Source organism: Pseudodesulfovibrio profundus, from assembly GCF_900217235.1.
GTDB lineage: Bacteria > Desulfobacterota > Desulfovibrionia > Desulfovibrionales > Desulfovibrionaceae > Pseudodesulfovibrio > Pseudodesulfovibrio profundus.
This window is the reverse complement of the sequence record NZ_LT907975.1, coordinates 48,649-73,303: the sequence shown is the minus strand read 5'-3', so window position 1 is coordinate 73,303 and position 24,655 is coordinate 48,649. Positions and strand designations below refer to the sequence as shown.

25 protein-coding genes are annotated in these 24,655 nt (G+C 49.8%); 12 read left to right on the top strand and 13 right to left on the bottom strand.

The genetic code is table 11. The annotated features are described in order from the left end of the window. Positions 1–25 precede the first annotated feature (25 nt). The 3 genes from DPRO_RS00350 to DPRO_RS00340 form a co-directional block, all read right to left on the bottom strand. Entirely contained in the window at positions 26–1,660 is a 1,635-nt protein-coding gene (locus DPRO_RS00350) for a glutamate synthase-related protein (protein WP_097010286.1), read from the bottom strand. Continuing rightward, positions 1,624–2,760, bottom strand: a complete 1,137-nt coding sequence (locus tag DPRO_RS00345) for a class II glutamine amidotransferase domain-containing protein (protein ID WP_097010285.1) — start codon at positions 2,758–2,760, stop codon at positions 1,624–1,626. Before DPRO_RS00345 ends, DPRO_RS00350 begins: the two co-directional genes overlap by 37 nt. 417 nt (positions 2,761–3,177) lie before the next feature. Next, on the bottom strand, positions 3,178–3,579 hold the full coding sequence (locus DPRO_RS00340; RefSeq protein WP_097010284.1) for a type II toxin-antitoxin system HicB family antitoxin: 402 nt from the start codon (positions 3,577–3,579) through the stop codon (positions 3,178–3,180). Between the two features lie 141 nt (positions 3,580–3,720). On the opposite strand from DPRO_RS00340, the gene DPRO_RS00335 reads away from it, so the two are divergent. Continuing rightward, positions 3,721–4,143, top strand: coding sequence for an RrF2 family transcriptional regulator (locus DPRO_RS00335; protein WP_097010283.1), 423 nt, complete (start codon positions 3,721–3,723; stop codon positions 4,141–4,143). Positions 4,144–4,522: 379 nt separating this feature from the next. On the opposite strand, the gene mltA is transcribed toward DPRO_RS00335, so the two are convergent. From mltA to DPRO_RS00315, 4 genes are all read right to left on the bottom strand, one after another. Further along, positions 4,523–5,623, bottom strand: coding sequence for a murein transglycosylase A (mltA, locus tag DPRO_RS00330; RefSeq protein WP_232005657.1), 1,101 nt, complete (start codon positions 5,621–5,623; stop codon positions 4,523–4,525). Positions 5,624–5,742: 119 nt separating this feature from the next. Beyond that, positions 5,743–6,849 carry an AI-2E family transporter gene (locus tag DPRO_RS00325; RefSeq protein WP_097010281.1) on the bottom strand — a complete coding sequence of 369 codons (1,107 nt, stop codon included), beginning with the start codon at positions 6,847–6,849 and terminating at the stop codon, positions 5,743–5,745. A 75-nt stretch (positions 6,850–6,924) separates the two neighbouring features. Beyond that, on the bottom strand, positions 6,925–8,487 hold the full coding sequence (locus DPRO_RS00320) for a hybrid sensor histidine kinase/response regulator (RefSeq protein ID WP_097010280.1): 1,563 nt from the start codon (positions 8,485–8,487) through the stop codon (positions 6,925–6,927). Between the two features lie 167 nt (positions 8,488–8,654). Continuing rightward, a protein-coding gene (locus tag DPRO_RS00315) for an IS3 family transposase (RefSeq protein WP_097010279.1) occupies positions 8,655–9,817 on the bottom strand; the annotation gives its coding sequence in 2 pieces (ribosomal slippage) (positions 8,655–9,542 and positions 9,545–9,817; 1,161 coding nt in all). Between the two features lie 364 nt (positions 9,818–10,181). Here DPRO_RS00315 and DPRO_RS00310 point away from each other — a divergent pair. From DPRO_RS00310 to DPRO_RS00300, 3 genes are all read left to right on the top strand, one after another. After that, complete coding sequence (locus tag DPRO_RS00310; protein WP_097010278.1) at positions 10,182–11,006, top strand: transporter substrate-binding domain-containing protein; 825 nt, start codon at positions 10,182–10,184, stop codon at positions 11,004–11,006. A gap of 73 nt (positions 11,007–11,079) precedes the next feature. Continuing rightward, positions 11,080–12,090, top strand: coding sequence for an amino acid ABC transporter permease (locus DPRO_RS00305; RefSeq protein WP_097010277.1), 1,011 nt, complete (start codon positions 11,080–11,082; stop codon positions 12,088–12,090). Positions 12,091–12,092: 2 nt separating this feature from the next. Continuing rightward, positions 12,093–12,824 carry an amino acid ABC transporter ATP-binding protein gene (locus tag DPRO_RS00300; RefSeq protein ID WP_097010276.1) on the top strand — a complete coding sequence of 244 codons (732 nt, stop codon included), beginning with the start codon at positions 12,093–12,095 and terminating at the stop codon, positions 12,822–12,824. A 71-nt stretch (positions 12,825–12,895) separates the two neighbouring features. Here the strand turns inward: DPRO_RS00300 and DPRO_RS00295 are convergent, their stop codons facing one another. Together DPRO_RS00295 and DPRO_RS00290 are read right to left on the bottom strand one after the other, a co-directional pair. Further along, positions 12,896–13,102, bottom strand: a complete 207-nt coding sequence (locus DPRO_RS00295) for a hypothetical protein (protein ID WP_097010275.1) — start codon at positions 13,100–13,102, stop codon at positions 12,896–12,898. A gap of 22 nt (positions 13,103–13,124) precedes the next feature. Then, a complete protein-coding gene (locus DPRO_RS00290; RefSeq protein WP_232005656.1) occupies positions 13,125–13,802 on the bottom strand; it encodes a PilZ domain-containing protein in 678 nt (225 codons plus the stop codon). A 237-nt stretch (positions 13,803–14,039) separates the two neighbouring features. On the opposite strand from DPRO_RS00290, the gene DPRO_RS20590 reads away from it, so the two are divergent. The 6 genes from DPRO_RS20590 to DPRO_RS00260 all read left to right on the top strand — a co-directional run bounded on the left by DPRO_RS20590 (position 14,040) and on the right by DPRO_RS00260 (position 19,218). Beyond that, positions 14,040–14,222 carry a FeoB-associated Cys-rich membrane protein gene (locus DPRO_RS20590; protein ID WP_097010274.1) on the top strand — a complete coding sequence of 61 codons (183 nt, stop codon included), beginning with the start codon at positions 14,040–14,042 and terminating at the stop codon, positions 14,220–14,222. A 51-nt stretch (positions 14,223–14,273) separates the two neighbouring features. Continuing rightward, positions 14,274–14,516: a FeoA family protein gene (locus DPRO_RS00280; RefSeq protein WP_097010273.1), complete on the top strand. Its 243-nt coding sequence runs from the start codon at positions 14,274–14,276 to the stop codon at positions 14,514–14,516. Between the two features lie 3 nt (positions 14,517–14,519). Further along, positions 14,520–16,706 (top strand): ferrous iron transport protein B, encoded by a 2,187-nt coding sequence (gene feoB, locus DPRO_RS00275; protein WP_097010272.1) that lies wholly within the window; start codon positions 14,520–14,522, stop codon positions 16,704–16,706. A 102-nt stretch (positions 16,707–16,808) separates the two neighbouring features. Further along, a complete protein-coding gene (locus DPRO_RS00270) occupies positions 16,809–17,771 on the top strand; it encodes a hypothetical protein (protein WP_097010271.1) in 963 nt (320 codons plus the stop codon). 21 nt (positions 17,772–17,792) lie between these two features. After that, positions 17,793–18,173, top strand: a complete 381-nt coding sequence (locus DPRO_RS00265) for a Rid family detoxifying hydrolase (protein ID WP_097010270.1) — start codon at positions 17,793–17,795, stop codon at positions 18,171–18,173. A 247-nt stretch (positions 18,174–18,420) separates the two neighbouring features. Next, positions 18,421–19,218, top strand: coding sequence for a 2-amino-3,7-dideoxy-D-threo-hept-6-ulosonate synthase (locus tag DPRO_RS00260; protein WP_097010269.1), 798 nt, complete (start codon positions 18,421–18,423; stop codon positions 19,216–19,218). Positions 19,219–19,447: 229 nt separating this feature from the next. On the opposite strand, the gene DPRO_RS00255 is transcribed toward DPRO_RS00260, so the two are convergent. Continuing rightward, entirely contained in the window at positions 19,448–19,756 is a 309-nt protein-coding gene (locus DPRO_RS00255) for an Hpt domain-containing protein (protein ID WP_097010268.1), read from the bottom strand. A gap of 129 nt (positions 19,757–19,885) precedes the next feature. Between DPRO_RS00255 and mltC the strand changes: the two genes are divergently transcribed. Continuing rightward, the gene (gene mltC / locus DPRO_RS00250) at positions 19,886–21,043 is read left to right on the top strand and encodes a membrane-bound lytic murein transglycosylase MltC (RefSeq protein WP_097010267.1); all 1,158 of its coding nucleotides are present in this window, start codon (positions 19,886–19,888) and stop codon (positions 21,041–21,043) included. Between the two features lie 17 nt (positions 21,044–21,060). Beyond that, entirely contained in the window at positions 21,061–21,978 is a 918-nt protein-coding gene (locus DPRO_RS00245; RefSeq protein ID WP_097010266.1) for a PilZ domain-containing protein, read from the top strand. Positions 21,979–22,054: 76 nt separating this feature from the next. On the opposite strand, the gene DPRO_RS00240 is transcribed toward DPRO_RS00245, so the two are convergent. The 3 genes from DPRO_RS00240 to DPRO_RS00230 all read right to left on the bottom strand — a co-directional run bounded on the left by DPRO_RS00240 (position 22,055) and on the right by DPRO_RS00230 (position 24,652). After that, a complete protein-coding gene (locus DPRO_RS00240) occupies positions 22,055–22,411 on the bottom strand; it encodes a hypothetical protein (RefSeq protein ID WP_097010265.1) in 357 nt (118 codons plus the stop codon). A 2-nt stretch (positions 22,412–22,413) separates the two neighbouring features. Beyond that, positions 22,414–23,019 (bottom strand): hypothetical protein, encoded by a 606-nt coding sequence (locus DPRO_RS00235; protein ID WP_097010264.1) that lies wholly within the window; start codon positions 23,017–23,019, stop codon positions 22,414–22,416. 76 nt (positions 23,020–23,095) lie between these two features. Then, complete coding sequence (locus DPRO_RS00230) at positions 23,096–24,652, bottom strand: glycosyltransferase family 9 protein (RefSeq protein ID WP_097010263.1); 1,557 nt, start codon at positions 24,650–24,652, stop codon at positions 23,096–23,098. Between the last annotated feature and the right edge of the window lie 3 nt (positions 24,653–24,655).

Genomic DNA, 24,655 nt, shown 5'->3' with positions numbered 1-24,655 from the left:
TCTTATCTCCGTCTACCTGCGCTCATTATATGACGTACTTGATGCCAAGTCGTTCCGCTGCCGCTTTGTCGCTGACTCCGAGCCCATCGGACATGCCGACAGGAAGGGAGGTAGAGCGACCAAGAGGAGCGAAAACCTTGCGCAGTTCCGTGTCAAAACTCAGATAGAAATCGACAACGCGTTCTGCCACTTTTTCAGGATCAAGACGACGATAGACTCTCGGGTCCTGCGAGGTGATGCCCTTGGGGCAGACGCCGATATTGCATACGTTGCAACGATCTTTCTCGCTGCCGACACAGCCTGCAGCAGCCTGCATGACGTATTTTCCGACCTGGACGACCGACGCGCCCAGCATGATGAGTGCTGCGGCATTGGCGGCAAGGTTGCCGTTCTTACCGATACCACCACCGGCAATAAGAGGAATCTCATTCTGTGCGCCGGATACGCAAAGAGCGTTGTAACAGTCGCGCAAGTTGGAAGCGATGGGATGCCCCATGTGATTCATGGAAACATTGTACGCAGCCCCGGTTCCTCCATCCTCTCCGTCGATAGCAAGTCCTGCGGCATACGGGTTGCGGACGAGGTTGTTCAATACAGCCAACGAAGTCGAAGAAGCCGAAATCTTGGGATAGACAGGCACACGGAATCCCCAGGCCATGGACATGGACTGGATCATTTTGGCCACGGATTCTTCAATGGAATACTGCGTCTGGTGCGTCGGCGGGCTGGGCAGGCTGACCCCTTTGGGAACACCTCGAATGGCAGCGATCAGTTCATTGACCTTGTACCACATCAATAATCCGCCATCACCAGGCTTGGCCCCCTGACCATATTTGATTTCAATGGCACACGGGTCTTCTTTCATCTCCGGGATGGCATGGATGATTTCATCCCAACCAAAATATCCCGAAGCGATTTGCAAGATAGTGTATTTGAGGAATCTGGAGCGTAACAACCGAGGTGGGCAACCGCCTTCACCGGTACACATGCGAACCGGCATCCCGAGTTCCTCGTTCAGGTAGGCGACACCCATCTGCAACCCTTCCCACATGTTGGGAGACAGAGCGCCGAAAGACATACCACCGATAATCAACGGATAGATTTCACGAACCGGCGGCTTCCAGCCATTATCACGATAGCAAGCAATTTCATCCTCAGGAGACAGCACCCTGCCAAGCAGTGTCCTGACATCGAATTCATGTCTCCCAGCATCAAGGGCCGGGTCGGTGAGCATGGAGATACGAATGAACTTCAATTGATCCAACAGCGAATCATTGGAGTTGCGTCGCCCTCCTCTCGTGCGCGATTGCCCGCCACGATTGTTGTGAAATTGCAGCGTGGTCGAATCATACTGGCGCGAAGGCTCAATGGCATTATTCGGGCATACCATATTGCACATGGAACAGCCGATGCAGGCGTAAGCCGGATCGGTTCGCTGTCGTATGCCATAGAATGTGGAAAAGGTCGTGGTCGGTTTTGCTGCAAGCCCCATTGGGGGAGTGACGTCTCGCTTGCGAAAAACACCAAGTTCGATGGCGTTGACTGGACAGACCGAAGTACAACGACCACATTTTGTACAAGTATTGATATCCCACTTAATCTGCCAGGGCAGATCTTTGACGCCTAGCGTGGAAGGAGTAACGGGTCTTTCTGAGAGCATTGGACAACCTCCCGGCAATCTGATCTTACGATCGCCGTGTCGAGATGCATTGGTTGAAAATCCTGACTTTTATCACGTTCAGGAATAGCCGCGTTCAGGCCGCATATTTCTGAAGAAAAGGCAAATATACCGGTATCCGCATCACCGCCAACGACGCCCGGGCGCAACTTCTTGCGGTCCTGAACCATGAACATCGTTCCGTCCTCAAGACAACCAATGACACAATTGGGACCATCGATGATGAGTTTTCGGCACGCCTTCTTCAGGTTTGAGAGCAGTTCCCTATCTTGATGGCTCTTCATTTCATCATCACTCATGGGTGTAATGATGTGCTTGTAGGCAGAGATATCAAGCCCAAGCTTTTTGGTGGTGTAATGTGCGATATGGGTGAAAACTTCGGAATCCGACTGGTACCCTTCGTATCCGGTCACTCCTCGCGACTGCAAGTAGTCACGGATGGGGACGAATGCCGTGTTCTCGCCGTTTGTCATGGTGCATACACCCTCGATGAAAAACGGATGGCACGCATACAGATTGATCGCATAGTTGGTATTCTGACGACCCTGCGCAAGAATATGTCGGGCGTACAGTTCGTTACGATCCAACTGTAGGTACTCGCCTATGGCAAGCGGATCACCGACTTCCTTGATCATGATGGTGTCGGGCCAAAACGAGAACACCATCATGTCGCCGGTGGACTCCCCTTCGCTCCGCAGATCAAGGCGAATGCGAACTAGGCGTTGACCGACTTCATCCTTAGATAGATTAACCCAATCCCTAGGCAGACCAAAGGCGATTGAGGCGTAGGTTCCCCTTTTCGGCGTATCGCTGGGTGGGGCAACTTCTGGAGTGTATGCAAGGGTATATTTTGTTTCAAACCCTAAACCCGCCATATAATCCTGTACCCGTAACAGCCCGGCTTCGGTAAAAATACCGGACAATATGGGACATTCCTTCAACTTTTCAAACGGTCCGCCAAGTCCGCTCAGATAGAGCCCTACGCCAGAACCATCGTGTCCTTCCTTCATGACATTCAAGGCATTGACGGCTCGCATAGGCGAAACCGGATCACGACTTGTGAGTGCAAATAATCGGCACATGCTCTTAAGTCACCCCGTTATTATACGTTACCGACACAAAGGCTGAGAGCCTGAGGTCAAACCAAACGATCATTCTCCATTTCCTGCAAGGTAAAAACGATACTAGTCAAAAAAGGGGAACAATCGAAATAAATTCCGCCCGGACAGCGTTTCAACCTTCAACAATTCACATTTTTGAAACAAGCGAAAAAGCAAACAGACTATTTCAACCGCCAAAAGTGCTCATGCTCAGGTCCTAGAACGTAGATCAAAACCCGCAAACCCGCAACCTATCTACACCAGGCATCATTTACAAATATGTAAGCCAACAAAGAAACGAGACACAAAAAAACCGGATCAAGCGTGATATCGCTTGAAATCCGGTTTTTTTGAAAACAAAAGGCAGGAAAGAATGCCAGCTACAAAATGGTCATTTGCCTATTCTGCAAAAACATCATCCTTGAGGGCTTTTCGGGCGGCTACGGAGATAAAGTCTGCGGGAGAAACACCGTATTCTCGGCAATATTTCTCAATTCTTTCCAAAAGACGGGTATGCAGGGTAACTTCAACTTCCTCAAAGTCTTCCCCATTGCCCAAGACATCTATATTGATAACCTTAGCATTGTTTTTATCAATTGAAGCGAGCACTTTTTTCTTTTCAGAAGGTTCTGGTAGCGTTTTATTTTCTTCCAGAAAGAAATCGAGATACAAAGCCAGAGCCTCATGAGCCTGATCAACCGCTTCATCCATATCTTCCCCAAAGGTCGTACAACCGGGAAAATCTGGAAACGTCACACTGACTCCACGTTTCTCTTTATTAAAAACTGCGACATATCGCATAAATACACCTCTTTGTTGTTTTAGAACATACAAACCGCATACTAGTATGAAAAAGTAGGAGCTGCAAATCCAACAAGTCTTGACGAGTATCATCATTCGTCATAACCATATTGACCTAGTTATAATAAACACATCAGCACTATGAAATTATCAGCACGATCCCGCTACGCTACTCGACTATTGCTCGCTCTGGCAGACAACACCTCTGATGCACCGGTCCGTACTGTGACCCTTTCAGAAATCACAGGTGTGACTGTTCAATTCATTGAGCAAATCATCCGCCCCCTGAAAAAAGCCGGACTGGTCACATCTGTCCGAGGAGCCGCCGGTGGATACTATCTGGCGCGCCCGCCTGAAAAAATCACGCTCCACGATATTGTTCGCCACACCGAAGGATCGATCAACATAGCTGAATGTCTGGACTGTGAAGAAAGCTGTAACAAAATCGACTCCTGCCAAACACGTTCTGCGTGGGAAAGAGTCTCCCGAGCCATCGAACAAGAGCTTGAGTCAATGACACTTGCCGAACTGATGGAGCCCTCCGAGTCATCTGAAGCAAACTAACGCCACAAAGCCCGATCGGCACCTCTTGTGGAAGTGCGGAGTTCAGCTCCACTTGCCAGCCAATACAGACCGTCCACCGGATAGTTGCTGCAAGCACAGCAGAACCTCACCATAGTGGCTACATGATCACAAAACAACAGACGGAGGACGTCATGTACAAACATTACTGCAAAGATTCGCAATGCCCCGGACACACGAAGAACTGGGAACGATGCTGTGATATGCGTGCGTTCAATTCAGTCGACAACCCAACACCCAATCGCAAGAACAAACAGACTAAAAAGGCCCCAAAAGCGACCTTACCTCGCATTGTTTTTGCGTAAGTCTATCTCCACCTCAGCATGTTGGCTCTTTCAAACTGAACGGAATCACCACCTGATCAGTCAGCAGTCTTAGTTGTCAGTATCCGCTTACTGACCAAAAAGAACACTTCGGAATCTTCCTGAAGGTGCCCCGCCAGGAACTCCGCCTCCTCACCTGATCCGCAGAACAGATCCATGCGGGTTCCCTTGATGGCGCCACCTGTATCCTGCGCCAGCACCAGGGAAAAGAACGGCTCCACTCCACCATTCTCATAATCCAACAATCCGGTCTTGAGCGCCAAGACACTGCCGAGAGGAATCATCGTCCGATCCACGGCAACACTCACCCGTGGTGTAAGGATTGAACTGATCGAGCCATATGGACCTTCATCTGACAACCGGAAAAACACATAGCTGGGATTTTCAAACATCAGCTTTTGAGCAGTGTAAGGATTCTTATCCATGAACTGCTTGATACGCTGCATGGACATTTCCTCACGCGGCACATGTCCCCGATTGATAAGGAGTTTGCCGAGCGAAACATACTGATGCCCATTTTTCCCGCCATACAGGATATGCTTCACCGAACCGTCTGGATAGACAAGACGGCCGGACCCCTGAATCTGAAGGAAAAAGATATCAACAGGATCTTTAGCCCACGCGATCTCCTTTCCCTTACCAACAAGAGCACGCTCCCCATCGATGGCCTCGCGGTCATAGTATGGTTCGATGCCATCCTCACCCTCACGGTAGACAAGGGATTGTCCTTTCCAGCGCGGATGGAACTGATCCAGTCGGATCATCTTCAAATCATCAGGAACGCCATACAGTGGGTATTGATAACGCCCACCACGTTCGTGAGAAGCTTCAAGCCATGGCTCATAATAGCCGGTCAGCAATGTCTTGGGAGAAACTTTAAGCCAGTCAAACCGTTCTGCAAGATACTCCGGATTGCTATCGAGCTTAGGCAATATGGCGATCAGTTCGGCCACACTATCGCCCAGCTCTTTCCAGGTCAGAGTCAACCCCGGCCGTTTGACCGCAACAGCATTTTGGTTACGGCGAAGGATATATTTCAGGCTTTCTTCCAACCCGGGACGAAGCTCTGTCCACGAAGCCAATCCCTGAGGCTTCAGGGAGAGACCTGATGCCAACTCTTCTGTCTTTGAATCTGACACGAGTTCATAATGAGGAGCCTCACTTTTCGGAGGCACGGAAGGTTGTTGCTTGGAAGCACATCCAGCTATCATCAACAGTAAACCAATAAGAACCAATGGGACATTGCGCCCGATAGGCATCATGAGAAACCCTCTTTGTTTTTCAGGTCGTCAGCATATTCTTCCATATAGATCTGCAGCATGACCATTACGAAACTCAAGATCAAGGGGCCATAGAAAATACCCAGCATACCGAATGAATAGACACCACCAAGGATCGCAAGGAAGATATAGAAAGTGGAAACCCGGGAAGCTTCACGCATGAAAATGGGTCGTAATACAGTATCAATACCAACAACGAACACGCCACACCAGATAGAAAGGAAAGCAGCCATTTTCCACTCCCCGGTCAGTACCAGATATGCGGTGGCCGGGACCCATACCAAGCCGGTCCCAAGGACGGGGATAAGGGATGCGAGGGCCATCATGGCTCCCCAGAAGAATGCCGGAATTCCGACAATGGCCAGCCCGATGCCGCCTGCAATCCCCTGCAGGAAAGCCACAAGCAGGCACCCCATCAGCACACCGCGCGCAACACGCTTCAGGGACTCGATGATATAGTCCTCTTGACGGCTTCTCAATGGAGAAAGCTGCTTGAGGTATTCAACCATCTTGCTGCCATCCCGCAGGAAATAGAACAAAATGAAGACCATCAGCAAAAAGTGCAAAATCAGCCCTGCTGCGTTTTTGACCAGCGTCGAGCCAGTTGTCAGCATTATCTGTGCGAAATCTTTTGAATATTGGACAAGACTACTTTGAATATCCAATTCATTAAGACGCAGAAATGGCAACTCTCGGTGCAGCCACGCCTCGTACTCGGCCAGGAAGCCAAGATTGACCATCGCATCAGGGTCAGCCTGTGCCACCCAGGCGTTGAGGGCAATGAGGGATGTTACGCCTTGATTTATGAGAGCCATTACAAGAAACGTCATCGGCAAGAGCAGGCAGAAAACTATTATGGCAACAGTAATGGCTGACGCAGCGGCGCGGCGGCCTTTTACCCTGTTGAGCGCCCACTGATAAACTGGCGCGAACAAAACCGCCAGCAACGTCGAGAAGATGAGGGTATGGATAAAGGGTGCTATGAGGGAAAAGCCAAGATACAGCGAGAACAGCAACAACAAGATGAAGAACACCTTGTAAATGCCGCCCGACAGTTTTGGCGCTGGCTGGTTATTATCATTCATGACTTAATTTCACTCCGTAGTTTCATCAATATTACCAGAATGATGATCAAGTCAATGACGGAAGGGTAAAACCTCTTACAGATTAAGGGTAACGCGGATGATGGATGCCACAGTATCTATATCGACCGGCTTGGTAATATATCCATCCATTCCGGCATGCATACAACGCTGTTCATCCCCCCACATTGCATGTGCAGTCAGAGCGATAATCGGAACGTTGGAGTTCCTGCATCGAGACATGGGATTACGCACAGTTCTTGTCGCCTCAATGCCATTCATGACAGGCATCTCTATGTCCATCAGAACAATATCATATGAATCTTCCTGAAGCATGGTTACAGCCGCTCCACCATCATCGGCAAGCGCCACCGTACAGCCCATTTTCTCTAGCAAGCGCATGATATATCGCTGGCTAACAAGGTCATCCTCTGCAACCAGCACCCTGATACCGTGCAGTGGCCGCTTGTCCGCCTTGATAGCAGCCATCGGGGTTTCCTGAACAAAGCTGCTCTCTTTCAATGGAACGACGACCGTGAACACGCTGCCCTCACCTTCAACACTGGTACAGTTTATCGTCGCCTTCAGTACGGCGACCAGTCGACTGACCACAGCCAACCCCAGCCCCAGACTGCCGGTCGTATGCAAAAGGTGATCGGTTGCCTGCGTGAAGCTTTCAAACATTTGGTCCATTTTCTCGACGGGAATACCAATCCCTGTGTCCTCAATAACTATTTTGACGAAATACTTCTCGGGTAAAATACGATCGTCGGCAAGCATCCGTTTCGCTAATGAAATATCGACAGAGACATGCCCTTTGCCCGTGAATTTGACTGCATTGCTGAGCAGATTGCCCAAAACCTGTCGAATTTTGGAAGAGTCACCCAGTACCCACTCGGGAATGTCGTCTGAAATACCGTATTTGAGGTCAACGCCTTTGCTTTCAGCCGTCCTTCGATATTGCGACAAAATACCTGTGACAATATCTTCCAGCCGAAAATCCACCTCGCTGAGCTTCATGTAGGATGATTCAAGTCTGGAGTAATCGATCAACTGATTCAGCACGGAGAGCAGGGAAAGAGCCGACTCTTTTATCAATTGAACATTTTCGCGATAGGGTGCCTCAAGCTCGGAAAGCAGCAACAACTCAGCCATTCCCAGGACGCCATTCATTGGCGTTCTCAACTCATGACTCACCGTAGCCAGAAAAGAAGTTTTTGCTCTGGTAGCCGCTTCTGCCACCTGCTTTGCGTCACGAAGCTCTACCTCAAGCTTATGCTTGTAAAGAGCTATTTCAATGGCTGACTGAAGCTCTATGTGATCCACGGGTTTGAGCAGATACCCGCACGGACCAGAGACCCGGGTCCAACGCAACATCTCCGCATCCGCATACACCGTGAGGAAAACAATCGGGATATCGAAGCGCCTGGTAATCTCTGCGGCCGCCTCCGGTCCATCCATTTCACCTTCCAACTGAATATCCATAATGACCAGATCCGGGCGCAGCGATCCTGCGATTTCGACGGCCTCTTTTCCAGTCGACACCATTTGGGCAACTTCATACCCAGCCCTTCCCAGTGCCGCCCGAATATCCATACGAGAAACAGGATTATCTTCAACAACCAGAATCTTTTCGTGCAACGCAATCCCCTTTGGCCTTTTGCAAATGTTCTTTGAGAGCTAACGAGAATGTAGAGTAGCTATTAAAGAAAAGACAACCAATTTTATAATCTTATAAGATTAACACAGAAGTGGCCTCGGTTCTTCGGACCACTGAGCGACGATTTTAAGGTGGACACGTTTACGAGCTACGCCGCTCTTTCGTTCCAGGCCAGAGGGGGTACCCCCTCTGGCCTGGAACGGTTCTGATATATCTCCATCGGCTTCTTGCCGTCAAAAGCAAAATGCGGACGTCGATTGTTGTAGAAATCGAACCACCAAGCCAAGGCTTGCCGCAGTTCGCTTCCGGTTCCCATCTCACGCAGGTAAGCACATTCATATTTCAACGAACGCCACAGACGCTCGATCATCACATTATCCATCCATCGGCCTCGACCGTCCATGGAGATACGAATTCCAGCCTCTCTGAGCGTCCGTGTGAACTCGTAGCTGGTGAACTGTGATCCCTGGTCGGTGTTGAAGATTTCCGGCACCCCATAACGATTCAGGGCTTCTTCCAAGGCAGACACGCAGAAATCAGCATCCATCGTGTTTGAGAGCCTCCACGACAGGACGGCCCGACTGTGCCAGTCCATGACCGCCACAAGGTATAAGAAGCCGCGTGTCATGGGGATATACGTGATGTCGGCACACCAAACCTGATTGGGCTTCGTAATCGCCTTGTGCCGCAGCAAATACGGATACGTCTTATGTTGCGGATGCGGATGGCTTGTCTTTGGCTTTTGGTAAATCGCCATCAGGCCCATTTTACGCATCAGACGTCGTACCCGTTCACGACCGACCCTTTGCCCTTCGTCTCGTAGGGTATTACGCATCTGTCTGGAACCGAAAAACGGCAGCTCCATAAACAACTCATCGATTCGGCGCATAAGGGCCAGGTTGGCCGGAGATTCGCCGATCGGTTCGTAGTAGTACGTCGATCGGTACAGCTTGAGAATTCGGCATTGCCGCCGGATACTGAGCTCGGGGTGAGTCTTGTCGACCACCTCTCGCCTTCGCTCACAGCTCAAATTTTGGCGAAGGCTTGTTGCAAAAAATCCTTCTCCACCGTGAGCTGGCCAATCTTGGCGTGAAGCTCCTTGATCTGGGCCCCGTTATCCTGACGGCCGACGGCCTTGCCTGAAAAGGACGCCACGATCCCTTCCTTGGCCTGCTTCTTCCACTGGGAAACCTGATTGGGGTGTACGCCGTACTTGCTGGCGAGTTCCGACAGGGTGTGTTCCCCGGACAGGGCATCCAGGGCGACTCGGGCTTTGAATTCCGCGCTGAAACGTTTTCTCGTCTTGGACATGAATTGCCTCCTTCGGGCAGTTTATGTCCACCTTATCGAGTGGTCCAGTTTTCCGAGGCCACTTCTCACCAACAGACTGGACCGGTATTGATTACATTCATTTGCTCGCCTCCCCCCTTTTCGACCACAGTGATATTACGCAATTGTATCAACACTCTCCTCCCATTTACCAAATTGTAAACTCTATCGTTTTTTCACTGTTCACCTTGTTTTTTATACGATTTACAGCTAGGAAATAATGTCGCACAAGGCCCAGCTACCCGATGGGTCTGCGATGAGAGTGAGGAACCAACGCTGAAAGCCGTTTACCCGGACGGCGCAACGGCGCGGTATACCATCAACAACGTTCCATTTGGAGGAAAGGATGAAACGTATTATCACCATTTTGGCCATGGTGTCTGTGCTTCTTTGCGCAGCCATGTCCGCGAACGCGGCCGACATCGAACTCGCACGTAAATCCACACTGGAAAGCGTCATTCAAAGCGGCACCCTGCGCGTCGGTCTTGAAGCCGGCTACATGCCTTTTGAAATGACAGACCAGAAAGGTAACATTGTCGGTTTTGACGTCGACATGGTCAAAGAAATGGCAAAAGCCATGGGCGTCAAGCTCGAAATTATCAACACTGCCTGGGACGGCATTATCCCCGGCCTGCTCTCCAACAAGTACGACCTCATCGCCTCCGGCATGACCGTCAACCAGGAGCGCAACCTGAAGGTCAACTTCGCTGATCCGTACATCATCGTCGGTCAGACTGCACTCATCTCCAAAAAATATGCTGATGAGATCAAATCCTGGCGCGACCTGAACGATCCCAAGTACACCATTACATCCAAGCTCGGCACCACCGGCGAACAGGCTGCCAAACGCCTCTTCCCCAAAGCCACCTACAAGTCTTTTGAAATGGAAGATCAGGCAATGCTGGAAGCCATGAACGGAAAGGCTACCGCTACCGTTTACGACCTGCCCATGACCTCTATTTTCTATGCTCAGCACGGCGAAAAAGCCGGCATGAAGTTCCTGAACAAGCCCTTCACCTACGAGCCTCTTGGCTGGGCCATCAACAAGGGTGACCCGGACTTCCTGAACTGGTTGAACAACTTCCTGCGTCAGATGAAGAACGACGGCCGCTACGATCGAATCTACAACAAGTGGTTCGGTTCCGATAAGTGGTACCAGGAAATCCAGTAATCACGCATCATTTCCGAGGACTGCTCCATGGAGCGGTCCTCGGCCTTTTTCACTACCATCATAGAGCATTTTAATGACCGATACGGAAAAAACTGTCACTCCAAAAGAGTTTGACAAAAACCTGTTTTGGAAAATCGTTTACGTAGTCCTGCTCATCGGTACCTGTGCCGGTTTTTACTGGGCTACAACCCAAACCGATTACATATGGCGATGGAATCGACTCCCCAGATATTTCTATTATATGGAAACGGTAGAAGTCCGGGCAGAGATAGAAGGTGAGGTCACCTCCATCACCCAGAAAGGTGACGATTCTGTCATCATTATTGGTGGCGCCGGAGATTCCGAATACTACACAGTACCAGGCTCCAACCTGCTGGTCTCCGAAGGGGACTTCATCTACATGGGAGACACAGTCGGCTCCTACGATGAATGGAGAATGGGCTTATTACTGGAAGGACTTCTCATAACCATCGAAGTCAGTCTGGTCTCGATCTTTTTTGGTATTCTGCTAGGACTCTTCACAGGGCTGGCCAGGATATCAACCAACCCATGCCTCAAATGGTCAGCCATAACATATATTGAGCTCATTCGAGGTACCCCGCTGCTTGTTCAGATTATGATCTGGTACTTTGTACTGGGAACGATCATAAACAACCTCCTACTGCAGATGGGACTATTCCAGATTCCTGAACTGTGGTTCGGCATCGCTTCTTTGGCAATCTTCGCTGGAGCGTATGTTGCGGAAATTGTCCGTGCAGGCATTCAGTCCATTCACAAGGGACAGATGGAAGCAGCACGTTCGCTGGGAATGACCAAAGCCAAGGCAATGGTAAAGATCATTTTGCCGCAGGCTTTCAAGCGCATTCTTCCACCTTTGGCAGGACAGTTCATCAGCCTGATCAAAGACTCTTCCCTGCTTGGCATGATCGCCATCAGAGAATTGACGAAAGCGACACGCGAAGCCGTTACCACAAGCCTTATGCCATATGAGCTGTGGTTCCTCTGTGGCGTCATGTACCTTGTTCTTACATTCTCGCTGTCCATGTTTGTTCAGTACCTGGAAAAACGGACGGCGGAGGCCTAGCAATGATTGACATTCAAAACGTATATAAAACCTTCTTCGTACCGCATGAGATTCAGGCGCTTCATGATGTTTCCTACCATGTGGATTCCGGTGAAGTCGTCGTTGTCATCGGTCCTTCGGGGTCAGGTAAATCAACGTTCCTGCGTTGCATTAACCGTTTGGAACACGCCAATTCCGGTCATATCATGATTGATGGCGTGGATGTCCTTGACCCGAAAACCGATATCAACAAGATTCGCATGGAAGTCGGCATGGTCTTTCAGTCCTTCAACCTCTTTCCACATTTGACTGTTCTGGAGAATGTGACAGTCGGACAGACTTCTGTCCGCGGAAGAGGCAAGAAAGAAGCGAAAGAAAACGCCATGAACCTGCTGAACAAAGTGGGCATCCATGCCAAAGCAGACAACTTCCCTGCCCAACTGTCCGGTGGTCAGCAACAGAGAGTCGCCATTGCACGAGCGTTGGCTATGGACCCGAAGGTCATGCTCTTTGACGAACCGACTTCTGCACTTGATCCTGAAATGGTTGGTGAAGTTCTTGAGGTCATGAAAACACTGGCCAAAGAAGGCATGACCATGGTCGTTGTCACCCATGAAATGGGCTTTGCCCGAGAGGTTGCCGACCAGGTCGTCTTCATGGATGAAGGCAAGATTGTCGAAGTCGGGACGCCTGAACACTTCTTCATGAACCCGCAACACGACAGGACTAAGCTCTTCCTGAGTCAAATCCTATAAAAAGCAAAAGGCTGCCGATGATTCGGCAGCCTTTTTTTATAACTTATCACATCTCCATCCTGAGATGGCTGTTACTTATCGCCCTTCCCCTTGCTATCATCCTGTCTGTTCTTGAAGGTAATGGAAGCCAGACAGCCTGCCAATCCTCCCATAACGACAGCTCTTCCTGCGGGGAGCAGATCGGTAAGACTGAACAGATAACCTATGGCGCAACCCGCAATAATACCTTTCGCCAAAGCATCGATCCACGCCATAAAGTCTTTAGAATCTTTATCCATTTATAACATCCTCTTAATAGAATCAGATGAAGGAGTGAAGCTGTGCATACTGGTGTGCTGTCATCGATTCAAAACTGGTACCGATACCAGGCATGCTCATATTGCTTCCCCATTGTCCTCGCCATCGAACCTTCAGTTCAACAGGCGTCTTGTCTTCGAATTCGTTAACGATCATCCAGGCTGGCCGTAAAAGTTCCCATGTATTTATCGTATAAATAAAACAGCCATGTTCGGAAACATTGATGGTGACAGTCCGCTCTGCATCAAGATGTTCCTCATCACGCTCATTCATAAGCAATACGTTGAATACGATATCCTTGCGTTCGGAAACTCGAACAGACCTGGCGGGAAAAGGAATACAGTCGTTGATGATAAAATCAGCAAGGTCACGATTGTCTTTAATGGTTCCACCGTGAGCCAGTCCTCGTATCCCCCCGAATTCAGGATTGTACATTAGTCGCAATACCGGAAAACGCTCCATTATGTGCGTAATCCGATTCTTGTCGACACACTCACAGCGAATCATCGTTGGCACGTCGACCAGCACACCATTATACCGAGCAGAAGTCAGACGCGTATTCATTTCATCCGGTGACGAAATACAATCAAAATCCACGTCAAGATTTCTGAGCACCTCAGTATATGCGGAACGCGCTAGCCCTTCTTCGGCCACCAACAAGATTCGTGTCTGCACTTTCATGAACTCCATATACAAGTTCAATATCTGAGCACAAAACAAACGAGTTGACAAGGAAAGCCGAGATCATCCATTGATTCCTACTCAGAAATATCCGTATTAATTGATTTAAAATTCAATTGAAAACCCCCCTTTTTTACGAACATGGTACAAATAAATGGCTTGACATTGATTCTCAACATCACTACTTAAAGCACGTCCGGCCTAAAAGTTTCGGCCTAACGAGGCATTGGGGGAGAAATGATGGAAAACATTATCGTCGGAGTCATTGTGCTGGCAGCCGTCGTTTATGTAGGAAACAGATTTTACAAGCAGTTTTTCAGCAAATCGCCTAGCTGCGGATGCGCAGGGTGCGGCAAGTCAAGTTCATGCGGTAGCATCAAAGATTCGCCTGATAACAATTCGAATTGCAATTCAAACTAATTTTACGCCAAGAGGTTGATAACCATTTTCAACCACAGAAGGACAGAAGCGATGGGAAATACAATTTGCTTACGAAAAGCGAAAGTTAATCAGCATTTGAAAATAGTCACAGTCTCAGCCAGTGGCGAGCTTGGACGTCGAATCAGAGATATGGGCCTGATACCCGGGACAGAATGCCGTGTCATTGGACGAGCGCCACTCAAGGATCCCGTTGCCCTGCGACTCAGAGATTTCACACTCACCCTTCGCAACAGTGAAGCCGACCACATAACCGTAGCCCCTTTGGAGGACTAGCAAATGGGCAAATATACAATCGGCATAGCCGGAAACCCGAACTGCGGAAAAACCACCACTTTCAATGCTCTTACCGGCTCACGGCAACATGTGGCTAACTGGCCTGGAGTCACCGTTGATAAAAAGATCGGTATAGTCAATCGCGATGATACGACATTGGAACTTGTGGACCTGCCCGGCACATACTCGCTGACTGCCTACACGCAGGAAGAAATCGTTGCTCGCAACTTTCTTGTGGAAGACCGGCCCGAGGCGGTTATCGATGTCTTGAATGCCGACGCTCTCGAACGCAACATGTATCTGGCCGTTCAGATCATGGAACTCGGTGTACCCCTTACCTTATCTCTCAATATGATGGATGAGGTTCGAGCAAGCGGTAAAGAAATCAATAGTGCAAAATTATCCGAATTAACGGGATGCGAAGTCGTCGAAACCGTCGCTCGTAACAACAAAGGCACACAAGAACTACTCGATGCCTCAATCATGCTTGCCGAAGAACGCAAGGGTGAGTGGACACCTCTGAACATATCCTACGGTCCGGACCTCGACCCGGTTCTTTCTGAAATGGAAAAAGCCATTGAGGAAGCCCAGTTTCTGACAGACAAGGTCCCGGCTCGCTGGACAGGAATCAAGTACCTGGAAAGAGATGAAGATGTCATAGTCAAAGGTCGACTTGCCAACACTCCTCTCTCCAACAAGCTCGAAGAGATGTCCAAGAAAATTGGCGAGCATACACAAACTACGCTCAACGCCGCTCCGGATGCCATCATTGCCGACTACCGCTACGGTTACATCGCCGGTATCATCAAGCAGGTAGTCTCCTACCCCGTACTTGATGAAGATCGCATCAGCCGTTCTGACAACATGGATAAGGTTCTGACCCACACGTTCTTCGGGCCTTTGATCATGTTGGGCATCATCTACGCCATTTACCATGTCACATTTGCTATCGGTGAAATCCCCATGGGATGGGTGGAAGCATTCTTCGGTTGGCTCAATGAAGCAGCCTACAATGCCCTGCCTGACGGCTTGCTCCGATCGCTGATCGTATCCGGCATAATCGACGGTGTAGGTGGCGTACTTGGTTTTGTTCCGCTCATCATCTGCATGTTTCTCATGATCTCCGCCCTCGAAGACTCCGGCTATATCGCTCGTATGGCATACATGCTGGACAAGATTTTCAAGATCTTTGGACTTCACGGTACATCCGTACTTCCCTTCATTGTTTCCGGCGGTATCGCTGGCGGTTGCGCAGTTCCCGGCGTCATGGCTACGAGGACACTCCGTAGCCAAAAAGAAAAGCTGGCCACTATTTTTGTCGCCCCTTACATGACCTGCGGCGCTAAAGTACCTGTCTTCCTGATGCTGACTGCCGCATTCTTCCCGACCAATGCAGCATCCGTGATGCTCATGATCACGCTGGGCGCCTGGGCCATGGCCCTTATCGTTGCCCGCATGCTGCGTTCAACAGTTATTAAAGGCGAGTCGACTCCCTTTGTCATGGAATTGCCTCCCTATCGCCTGCCAACATTGCGCGGCGTGCTGATTCACACCTGGGAACGCTCCTGGGAATACATCAAGAAAGCCGGAACCATCATTGTTGGTATCTCCATCCTCATCTGGGCCATGATGACGTTCCCCCAGATGCCTGAAGAGCGTGTGGCCGCGTATGAAGCGAAACGCGCTGCTGTAGAGGCTCAGATTGAAATTCTGGGAGAAAACGGTTCCGCAGAAGCCATCAGCCAACTTGAAGATGAGATCGCTACCATTGATAACGCTGAAGCTGAAGAAAGCATCCGTGGAACTGTCGCAGGTTCAATCGGCACAGCCTTGGAACCCATCTCACAGCTAGCCGGCTTCAACTGGAAAACAAACATTGCCCTGACAGGTGGATTTGCGGCCAAGGAAGTCATCGTATCCACTCTTGGCACTGCCTACTCAATGGGCGAGGTTGATCCTGAAGAAGTGGAACCTCTTTCCGAGCGCCTCATTGCCGACCCGGAATTCACAGTCGCATCTGCTGTCGCATTGATCTTGTTCACCATGCTTTATGCGCCCTGCTTTGTCACAGTCGTGGCAATGGCTCGCGAATCCAGTTGGAAGTGGGCAGCTTACTCCGTCACCGGCTCTACAGCCCTGGCATTCTTCATGGCAGTACTTGGTTACAACGTCACCAAACTGTTCATGTAACCCCATCAATCCTATCACTACAAAGAGGGAGGCCTATCAGGTCTCCCTCTTTCTTTTTCCCTGCTAATCCCCTATGTTCTGCCGTAGGAGAAATAGAATTTCATGAAACGATTAATCAAACTTGCCAGCGAAATACTCCGCGATGCCTTCTCTGCTTCCTTTGAACTTTTCAAGGTCATGATTCCAATCATCATCCTGGTAAAGGCATTACAGGAATTCGGATTGATTCAGTATCTGGCATGGCCTCTTGAGCCTATTATGAGCCTTGTCGGCCTCCCTGCTGAAATGGGGCTGGTCTGGGCCACAGCGCTCATCAATAATATCTACACCGGCATCATTGTCCTTTTATCCCTTAGCGGCGACATTCCACTGACCACAGCTCAAGCCACCGTCCTCGGCGTACTCATGCTGGTCGGACATGGCCTTCCTGTTGAATGTGCCATAGCGAGCAAGTCGGGCGCACGCTTTCTGTTTCAGGCCGCCCTACGCATGTTTGGTGCGTTTGTTTTTGCCGGCATTTTGAACCTCATCTACACGAAAACGGGCACGCTTCAGGAACCGGCCACCATGTTGTTCGATCCTGACACAGCAGTAACGAGTGACGGCTCGCTGATAGACTGGGCGCTTCACCAAGGTGAAAACCTTATCTCCATCTTTTTCATCATACTCGCGCTGCTCGTCCTCATGCGAATTCTGCATGCGATAAAAGTGATCGATTTAATAAATCGCATGCTTCGCCCCATACTTGATACAATTGGCATTGGCCCCAAAGCTTCGGCTATCACTGTCATAGGTCTGACAATGGGACTATCTTACGGAGGCGGCCTGATCATCAATGAAGCGAAAAACGGCAATGTCGACAAAAAGGATATTTTCTACTCCCTTTCTTTAATGGGACTCTCCCACTCACTCATCGAAGACACGCTGCTAATAATGCTGATAGGCGGACATTTGTCCGGCATATTCTGGGGGCGCCTCATCCTTTCCATCATCGCCATGATGGGAATAGTTCAGATTGTTCGGAGACTGCCCAAATCCACCCAGCAAAAATACTTATGGGTATAACCCGCCATCGAGGAGGAACATATGGCTATTGCAACTATTCACACTGACAAGGCTCCGGCAGCCGTCGGCCCGTATTCCCAGGCAGTCCAAAGCGGTAATATGATCTTTGTTTCTGGCCAGTTGGGACTTATCCCGGAAAAAGGAGCCTTGGCACCTGGATTCAAGGAGCAAACCCGACAAGCGCTGCAAAACATGCAGGCCATACTTGAGGCAGGAAACTCCTCTCTCAGTCAGGTCTTGTCGGTGGATGTCTTTGTGACGGACATGAGCCGTTTTGCGGACCTCAATGCAATCTATGAAGAATTCTTCTCTGACCACGCCCCAGCAAGGGCTGCCATAGAGGTGAAAGGACTTCCGTTAGGTGGATTGGTCGAATTTAAATGCATTGCTCTTGTTGATTAGTATTTACGAAGTAAACGTATTGTAACTTGACTTTTCGAGCAGCTCTCGGATAATTTAAAACAATGACACAGCAAGAATCCGCACGCTTCTTTTTCTTTTTTGGTTTCTTTTTTAGGGACGCCTGCGGTCTTGGTGTGCGATAGTCTTTAGCAAACAAGCAACAACCAAGAGGCCGCGGGCATAGTCCGCGGCCTCTTTTTATTTTCGGGACCAAGGACGCACGAGGTCAAAAACAAGGAGAGACATCATGCATTTGGGAAAAGCAATTCGGATGGAACGCATCATGAACAGGAACAACGGGCGAACCATTGTCGTTCCCCTGGACCACGGGACAACGGTTGGTCCCATTTACGGCTTGGTTGACCTGCGTGAAACGGTCAATCAGGTAGCGGAAGGAGGAGCCAACGCAACGCTCATGCATAAAGGGATTCCCCGCTGTTCACATAGAGCAGGCGGAAAAGATATCGGTCTCATTATTCATCTCTCGGCATCAACCTCCCTCTCGCCTTTTCCCAATGCCAAAACACTGGTCGGCACTGTTACCGATGCCCTGAAATTGGGAGCAGACGCAGTATCTATCCATGTAAATCTTGGTGACGAAACCGAACCACACATGTTGGCGGACCTCGGCGCACTGTGCTCCGAAGCCAATGAATGGGGAATGCCCGTCCTTGCAATGATGTATGCCCGCGGCCCCAAAATCACCGACGAATACGCCCCTGAAATCGTTGCCCACTGTGCTCGTGTCGGAGTTGAACTCGGTGCTGATATTGTCAAAGTGAACTACACCGGCGATCCGGATTCATTCTCCAAGGTGGTTGATGGATGCTGCGTCCCGGTTGTCATTGCAGGCGGTCCTCGGTTGGAGTCGGAAAGAGATCTGGTGCAAATGGTTTACGACTCCATTCAGGCCGGAGGTTCAGGACTTTCGGTTGGGCGCAACATATTCCAGCATCCAAACCCGAAAAAAATTGTCAGTGCACTTAATAAGGTTGTTCACGAAGACTGGGATGTCGAGGCAGCTATGGAAATGCTGAAGTCCTGAGGGGTTGGCAGAAGATTCCGAAACCCCTTCACTCTCGAAAGACGATGATGTATAATGTATTTACCTGGAAGACTCGTGGAAAGGAACGCGATCGGGAACGAACATATACAGAAGGTTGAAAGGGCTAGGCCCAATAAAACATGCGTTCTGGTCCACCGGACCACGGTCAACCGGCAGAAGAAACAAACAGCGGGTGGGGACTCAGTCTCCATCCGCTTATTTTTAAAAGCTACTCGTTTACAAACTCAACATGGACGTTTGCCAGATACCACTCAATTTTATTAATCAGCTGTTGGCATGACTTCTGATCTGCGTCCTTGGCCGCTTTTTCAAGCTTGCTACCAAGGTCTCCCAAGCCCCTGAAGCCATAGCCATACCCTGTTCCCTTGACTGTATGCCCCAGCCTTGAAAGATTTTCGTAGTCACGAGTTTCAAGGACAACCTGCATCTTCACTAAATCTTTGGCAAAATTAGAAAAAAAGCGATCCATCAATTCTGCAAGAGAGCTATCTATCTGCTCAACAACAGCCTCGCTCATTAAAGATACCCCTTCATACACTATGTGCCATTTACTTCATGCACTTGAATTTCCGGACAAAGCCCAATATCGTGTAAAACAAATACTGACGTATGCACATTTGTCAAGATGTGTGCGGTGTTGAATATTATGAAACACTTACTACTCCTCTGTCTCATTCCTATGATCTTTTCCTCCTGCTCGCGTTACGATGCAGTGAGTATCGTACGCGCTGCTGCCACTGGAAATCCCGCGGCAGCAGCAGAAGCGCTAGCCCGCGACAAAGCATGGGGTTATGCGGCCAATCCGCAAGCACTTGAAGGAGATATCAAACAATTCTCAGCTCTTGTGGAAGATTTCATTCAGACCATTTCGCAAGTATGGGGCGATGACAACATTCTGGTTCCAAAGCCAAAGAAATACGTCAAATACACCGAGAACTACCTCTCGCGCGCCAGTGTGGACTTCGACAACGGCATCATAACAGTGGAAACCGTTGACACGGATAACCCAAAAACAACCTTGGCCAACGCCATTGTCACCACCCTTCTCACCCCGGCTGATCCCCGATCCGTTGATCTGTACTCAGCACAGCCGGTTGCCATCGGAGATACACCATTTCTTATGGGAGAAGTTAAGGATCACGAAAATAAGGATATCCGGTGGGAGTGGCGTGCGCAGCGCTTTGCCAACCACCTTGTAGACACGCAATTGAAAAGCCGAAAGACGGGCAAAACCGTTGAGCACTATGTAACCATCCCCATGGTCCGTGACCATTTAGATGTACGAGCGCGAAAATACGCCGACCATGTTGTTGAGATGTCAAACAGATTCAACATCAGTCGCAACTTGATATACGCCATCATGAAAGTGGAGTCTGACTTCAACCCGTTCGCCGTCAGTTCAGCCAAGGCGATCGGACTCATGCAGGTTGTCCCCTCCACTGCGGGAAGCGATACATACGAGTATCTTAACAACCGCAAAGGTACACCATCCACCAAGAAGCTTTTCGTCCCCAGAACAAATATTCTATATGGGACCACGTACCTGCACTTGCTGGAGACACGGTATCTCTCCGCAATTTCCGATCCCCTATCCCGCGAGTACTGCATCATAGCTGCATACAATGGTGGGGCCGGAACGGTATTGCGCACTTTTGACAGCAATCGACAACAAGCGGCCTACGAGATCAACCAATTGCCACCCGGAGAAGTGTACAAGATTCTCCGCACTAAGGTCCCCTACAAGGAAACCAGACGGTATCTGGGCAAAGTTCTTGAAGCGAAAAAACACTTCGTCAACTTCTAATACGGACACTCCCTCGCATGACCGATTTTATAAACGCAATCAGCAACGGCCTGAAAGAATGGGTGCAAGCGCTTGCCCCGGATGTACCTGGGCAGCTTCTTGGGTATGGAGGGGCTGTCATACTCGGCGGACTGGCTCTCATACTTGTCATCATTGCACTCCGCCTGTTCCGCTCCAAGGGAGGTCGCACGTCCGCCAAGCGTGTGAACATTCCAAAAATCATTCAACAGGAAGGAAGTGTGGTTGATGTATCCACCAGTCAGGATACTGATGACATAAGTACGCGATGCGTTTTTACCAGTGTATCTTCCGGTAAAATCAAATGTGAGATTATTGACCGGCTAAAACCACTGGATGCAAAGAAAGGTGACCTGATCACTTGTATTTTTGCACCGAAAAAGACCGTATCCGACAAGGTAAATGCATTTGTTTCAACGGTTATCGAATCCGAAACTGATGGGAGAAAACCGGATAGAATCGTCCTGTCGGTCCCTCAAAAGTTTACCATGATGCCCCGGCGCAAACACGCCCGCAAGCGCGTGGCCGACCAACAGTTCATCCGAGTAAAGCTCTGGATCGATGATCCATTTTCATCGGATATTCCCTTCCAGGATGCGACACCTCATATCAGCGTCAACTCATTCAACTCCGAGAATTCCGTAAGCAATGCCAATGCTGTACTGAACATTTCCCACGGCGGCATCGGACTTTCCGTGCACAACACCAACCTCAACGAGAACTGTGCCGTAGGCGTGCCGGTTGCCATCAACCTGTTCATGTTCAACTTCAGGGAAAAGACCTTCAAACCGTATTGGTATGCAGGCGAGATTCGTACCATGCACGAGGGGCGCCCCGGCACGACTCGATTAGGGGTGAAGTTCACAGGCTACGGCGAACCCGAAGGCTCTTTGGTACGCTGGGAATTATTTGATTGATACCAGACCAAAATTAAATAAGAAAAGCCGCTCCGGATAATCCGGGGCGGCTTTGATTTCATTCACTGCTTTGAGATCAACTTTTCTTATTGATAAATCGCTGGCGGGCAAGACGCGGCATATTTCCGGCACCGAAACTGTATCCGGCAATTCGCTTGTTTTGCTTCCGCATGCTGAGCAGATCCTGCTTGAGAGAACTGTGCAGCTTCCGAGCTTCGTCTGTTATGTCATTTTGCAATGACCGCATTTCCACCAGCTTGTCAGAGAGTTGCTCCAAGTGAGCACGGTCCAGATCGTTTATCGCTTCATCAAGAATGCGCTCACGATCCTTGGCCAACTTTTCCGCTTCAAACACATCACCATCAGCAAGAAAACCGAGTTCCCTGCGACCAATGGACAATGCCTGATCGAGCATCTCACGACGGGCAGCCATGTCTACCTCTTCTTTGCTTCGCGAATGTCGTCGCGAATCTGCTTGATAACGCGCTTCCACTTTTCCACCGCCGGAAGGAATTCGTACTCGAGCAAGTCGGCCAGAAGAATCCAGTCCTCGTTCTCAAGTACGGTGGACATCTCAGTGAACATATCGTTCAACTCTTCCGCATTGCGCTCATACTCTTTGTGATCCTTGAGCGAATACTCGTCACGGAGCACACCGACCATGCGCAGGAAGTTTCTAATGACTTCAAGAAGGTCCTGATAGGTTTCAAGGGCCTCGGCGTCATCTGCTTGACGGAAGAGTTCGGCAACATGCTTGCCGCCTTCAGCCATGATGTTGACAACCTTGTAGAGCTCAAGAGTGATCTCGACAGCCATGTCGTCGGTTGCCATGGTCACGATTTCAACGGATTCAACTTCCGACATTTCGATATCTTCAGCCTGATGCGGATAAATTTCCGTGAACGGCTCTTCATTCACTTTCACGTCAGTAACAATACGATTTTCAAGATGGCCATCCTGGACCACCTGATCGAAAACCTGCTCAAGGTTCTCAAAATTTTGACCTGAGATGTCATACTGCTTTCCATCAATAAGGATCATGATGATCTCCTCCTCAATAGTGAGATGAATTTTTTCCGTTTAACTCGGTTTTGCTCTGCACATTCAATAATCGTGCCTACTGCTCAAATTCTGAACAGAGAGAGCCAACAAGTGCACGGTAACGCTCGATCATCTCCAGAAGCGAAGCCATATCATCACCACATTGCTGGGTTTGAAACATCCACAATGATCCAAGTATATTAAGCTCTTTAGTGTCACTCAGCACATTTTGCAGCCCCTGCCATGTGGCCAGAAACTTGGCCTTGGCCTGTGGTCTCGGATTTTTGAGCAACAGCATGCCCTGACGGGAAAGGAGGAACAACATATCGCGAGCACTCGTCAAAGTTTTGGACAGCTCTGCCGCTTTTTCCGAGGTCAGATTCTCGGCCAGTCCGGTGCTCCCTTCTAAAGCATTTCCATCGAGAAACGGAAGATAATGCGCACGCTGTAAGGCGATCCATAATGCCCGGTCACTCTGGTCGTGGCCGGAGAGCGATTCCAACCCCATGAAACCATCGTCCTCAAGGCGGGTAAGCCATACTCTGGCCCCGCTATGCTCACTAATGGAATCACCGTTCAACATAGCACCCAACGTCTGGTAGACAGTGGTCGGATCAACCGACTGCCGACAGGCATTATCAGTGGGACACTGCTTCCCGAATTCACAGGGGTGACACGGCAGGTCGGGTTCGAGGCATATATTGCCCGGACGATAAGGTCCCGTATCCCATGGTTGGGCTGTGGCGAGAAAAACAGCAGAGACAGGCACTCCCAGTCCGGCCGCAAGGTGCATTGTACCAGTGTCATTCGTCACTAACGCCTTGGACCTTAATAGCACAGCAGACAACTCCTGCAGACTTGTCTGTCCCATCAAATCCACGACCGGGAAATCATAGCCTTCCTTAAACCGTTTACCGAGCGGCTGCTCCTCTTTGGTTCCGAGCAGTACAGGAACATATCCATCCTGCTGCCAAACCATTTCGGCGACTCGACGAAAGTGATCCACGGGCCAGCGGCGTTTATCTTCACTGGCTCCCATCTGGAGCGCAACAATCCCTTTGCAGTCATATCCTTTTATAGGAGACAAGAGCGCATCGGCTCGTTCCAGTTGATCTGGGCCTGGATGGGAAAGCTCCAGAGAATTGCCCTCATTATTTAACCCTGCCGTTCGACGAAATATATCACATATATTAAATGGGCTGGCGGCTCGATTGCCTCCGGCCAGCTGCAAATAGGCAGCCCAGGCCGATGTGTCGGCATTGAATCCGAAATCATCAATACTGAATCCAGCCACAGAGCTGTCCTGGGGAGTCATGGCACGCGTTAGTAACCGAGAAGACACTGACGGGGTCAGATTAATCACAACATCCGGCTTGAAGGAGTCGAACACCGCAGCCTTGTATTCATCGACCCGTTTGACAGCCAATCGCCAGTCAGTATCCAGTCGCGAAAGAAGGTCAGCCCCGGGGAATGAAAAGACATGATCAACCCCATTCAACAGGGACGAGGCCGAAGCAAAATTCTGGAGGCATGCCAAAGCAACCTTGGCTCCTCTTTGTCTGTACCCCGAAATGACAGGTTGGGTTTGAATCAAGTCGCCGAAGCGAGTCAGATTGATTATGAGAACGTTCACAGG

Bases quoted from the DNA above. Each gene is read 5' to 3' on its own strand.
- DPRO_RS00325 (WP_097010281.1), bottom strand. From the start codon at position 6,849: ATGAATGATAATAACCAGCCAGCGCCAAAACTGTCGGGCGGCATTTAC.
- DPRO_RS00350 (WP_097010286.1), bottom strand. From the start codon at position 1,660: ATGCTCTCAGAAAGACCCGTTACTCCTTCCACGCTAGGCGTCAAAGAT.
- DPRO_RS00255 (WP_097010268.1), bottom strand. From the start codon at position 19,756: ATGAGCGAGGCTGTTGTTGAGCAGATAGATAGCTCTCTTGCAGAATTG.
- DPRO_RS00335 (WP_097010283.1), top strand. From the start codon at position 3,721: ATGAAATTATCAGCACGATCCCGCTACGCTACTCGACTATTGCTCGCT.
- DPRO_RS00260 (WP_097010269.1), top strand. From the start codon at position 18,421: ATGCATTTGGGAAAAGCAATTCGGATGGAACGCATCATGAACAGGAAC.
- DPRO_RS00290 (WP_232005656.1), bottom strand. From the start codon at position 13,802: ATGAAAGTGCAGACACGAATCTTGTTGGTGGCCGAAGAAGGGCTAGCG.
- feoB (WP_097010272.1), top strand. From the start codon at position 14,520: ATGGGCAAATATACAATCGGCATAGCCGGAAACCCGAACTGCGGAAAA.
- DPRO_RS00340 (WP_097010284.1), bottom strand. From the start codon at position 3,579: ATGCGATATGTCGCAGTTTTTAATAAAGAGAAACGTGGAGTCAGTGTG.
- DPRO_RS00235 (WP_097010264.1), bottom strand. From the start codon at position 23,019: ATGATCCTTATTGATGGAAAGCAGTATGACATCTCAGGTCAAAATTTT.
- DPRO_RS20590 (WP_097010274.1), top strand. From the start codon at position 14,040: ATGATGGAAAACATTATCGTCGGAGTCATTGTGCTGGCAGCCGTCGTT.
- DPRO_RS00270 (WP_097010271.1), top strand. From the start codon at position 16,809: ATGAAACGATTAATCAAACTTGCCAGCGAAATACTCCGCGATGCCTTC.
- DPRO_RS00295 (WP_097010275.1), bottom strand. From the start codon at position 13,102: ATGGATAAAGATTCTAAAGACTTTATGGCGTGGATCGATGCTTTGGCG.
- DPRO_RS00245 (WP_097010266.1), top strand. From the start codon at position 21,061: ATGACCGATTTTATAAACGCAATCAGCAACGGCCTGAAAGAATGGGTG.
- mltC (WP_097010267.1), top strand. From the start codon at position 19,886: ATGAAACACTTACTACTCCTCTGTCTCATTCCTATGATCTTTTCCTCC.
- DPRO_RS00310 (WP_097010278.1), top strand. From the start codon at position 10,182: ATGAAACGTATTATCACCATTTTGGCCATGGTGTCTGTGCTTCTTTGC.
- DPRO_RS00305 (WP_097010277.1), top strand. From the start codon at position 11,080: ATGACCGATACGGAAAAAACTGTCACTCCAAAAGAGTTTGACAAAAAC.
- DPRO_RS00300 (WP_097010276.1), top strand. From the start codon at position 12,093: ATGATTGACATTCAAAACGTATATAAAACCTTCTTCGTACCGCATGAG.
- DPRO_RS00265 (WP_097010270.1), top strand. From the start codon at position 17,793: ATGGCTATTGCAACTATTCACACTGACAAGGCTCCGGCAGCCGTCGGC.
- DPRO_RS00240 (WP_097010265.1), bottom strand. From the start codon at position 22,411: ATGGCTGCCCGTCGTGAGATGCTCGATCAGGCATTGTCCATTGGTCGC.
- DPRO_RS00280 (WP_097010273.1), top strand. From the start codon at position 14,274: ATGGGAAATACAATTTGCTTACGAAAAGCGAAAGTTAATCAGCATTTG.
- DPRO_RS00345 (WP_097010285.1), bottom strand. From the start codon at position 2,760: ATGTGCCGATTATTTGCACTCACAAGTCGTGATCCGGTTTCGCCTATG.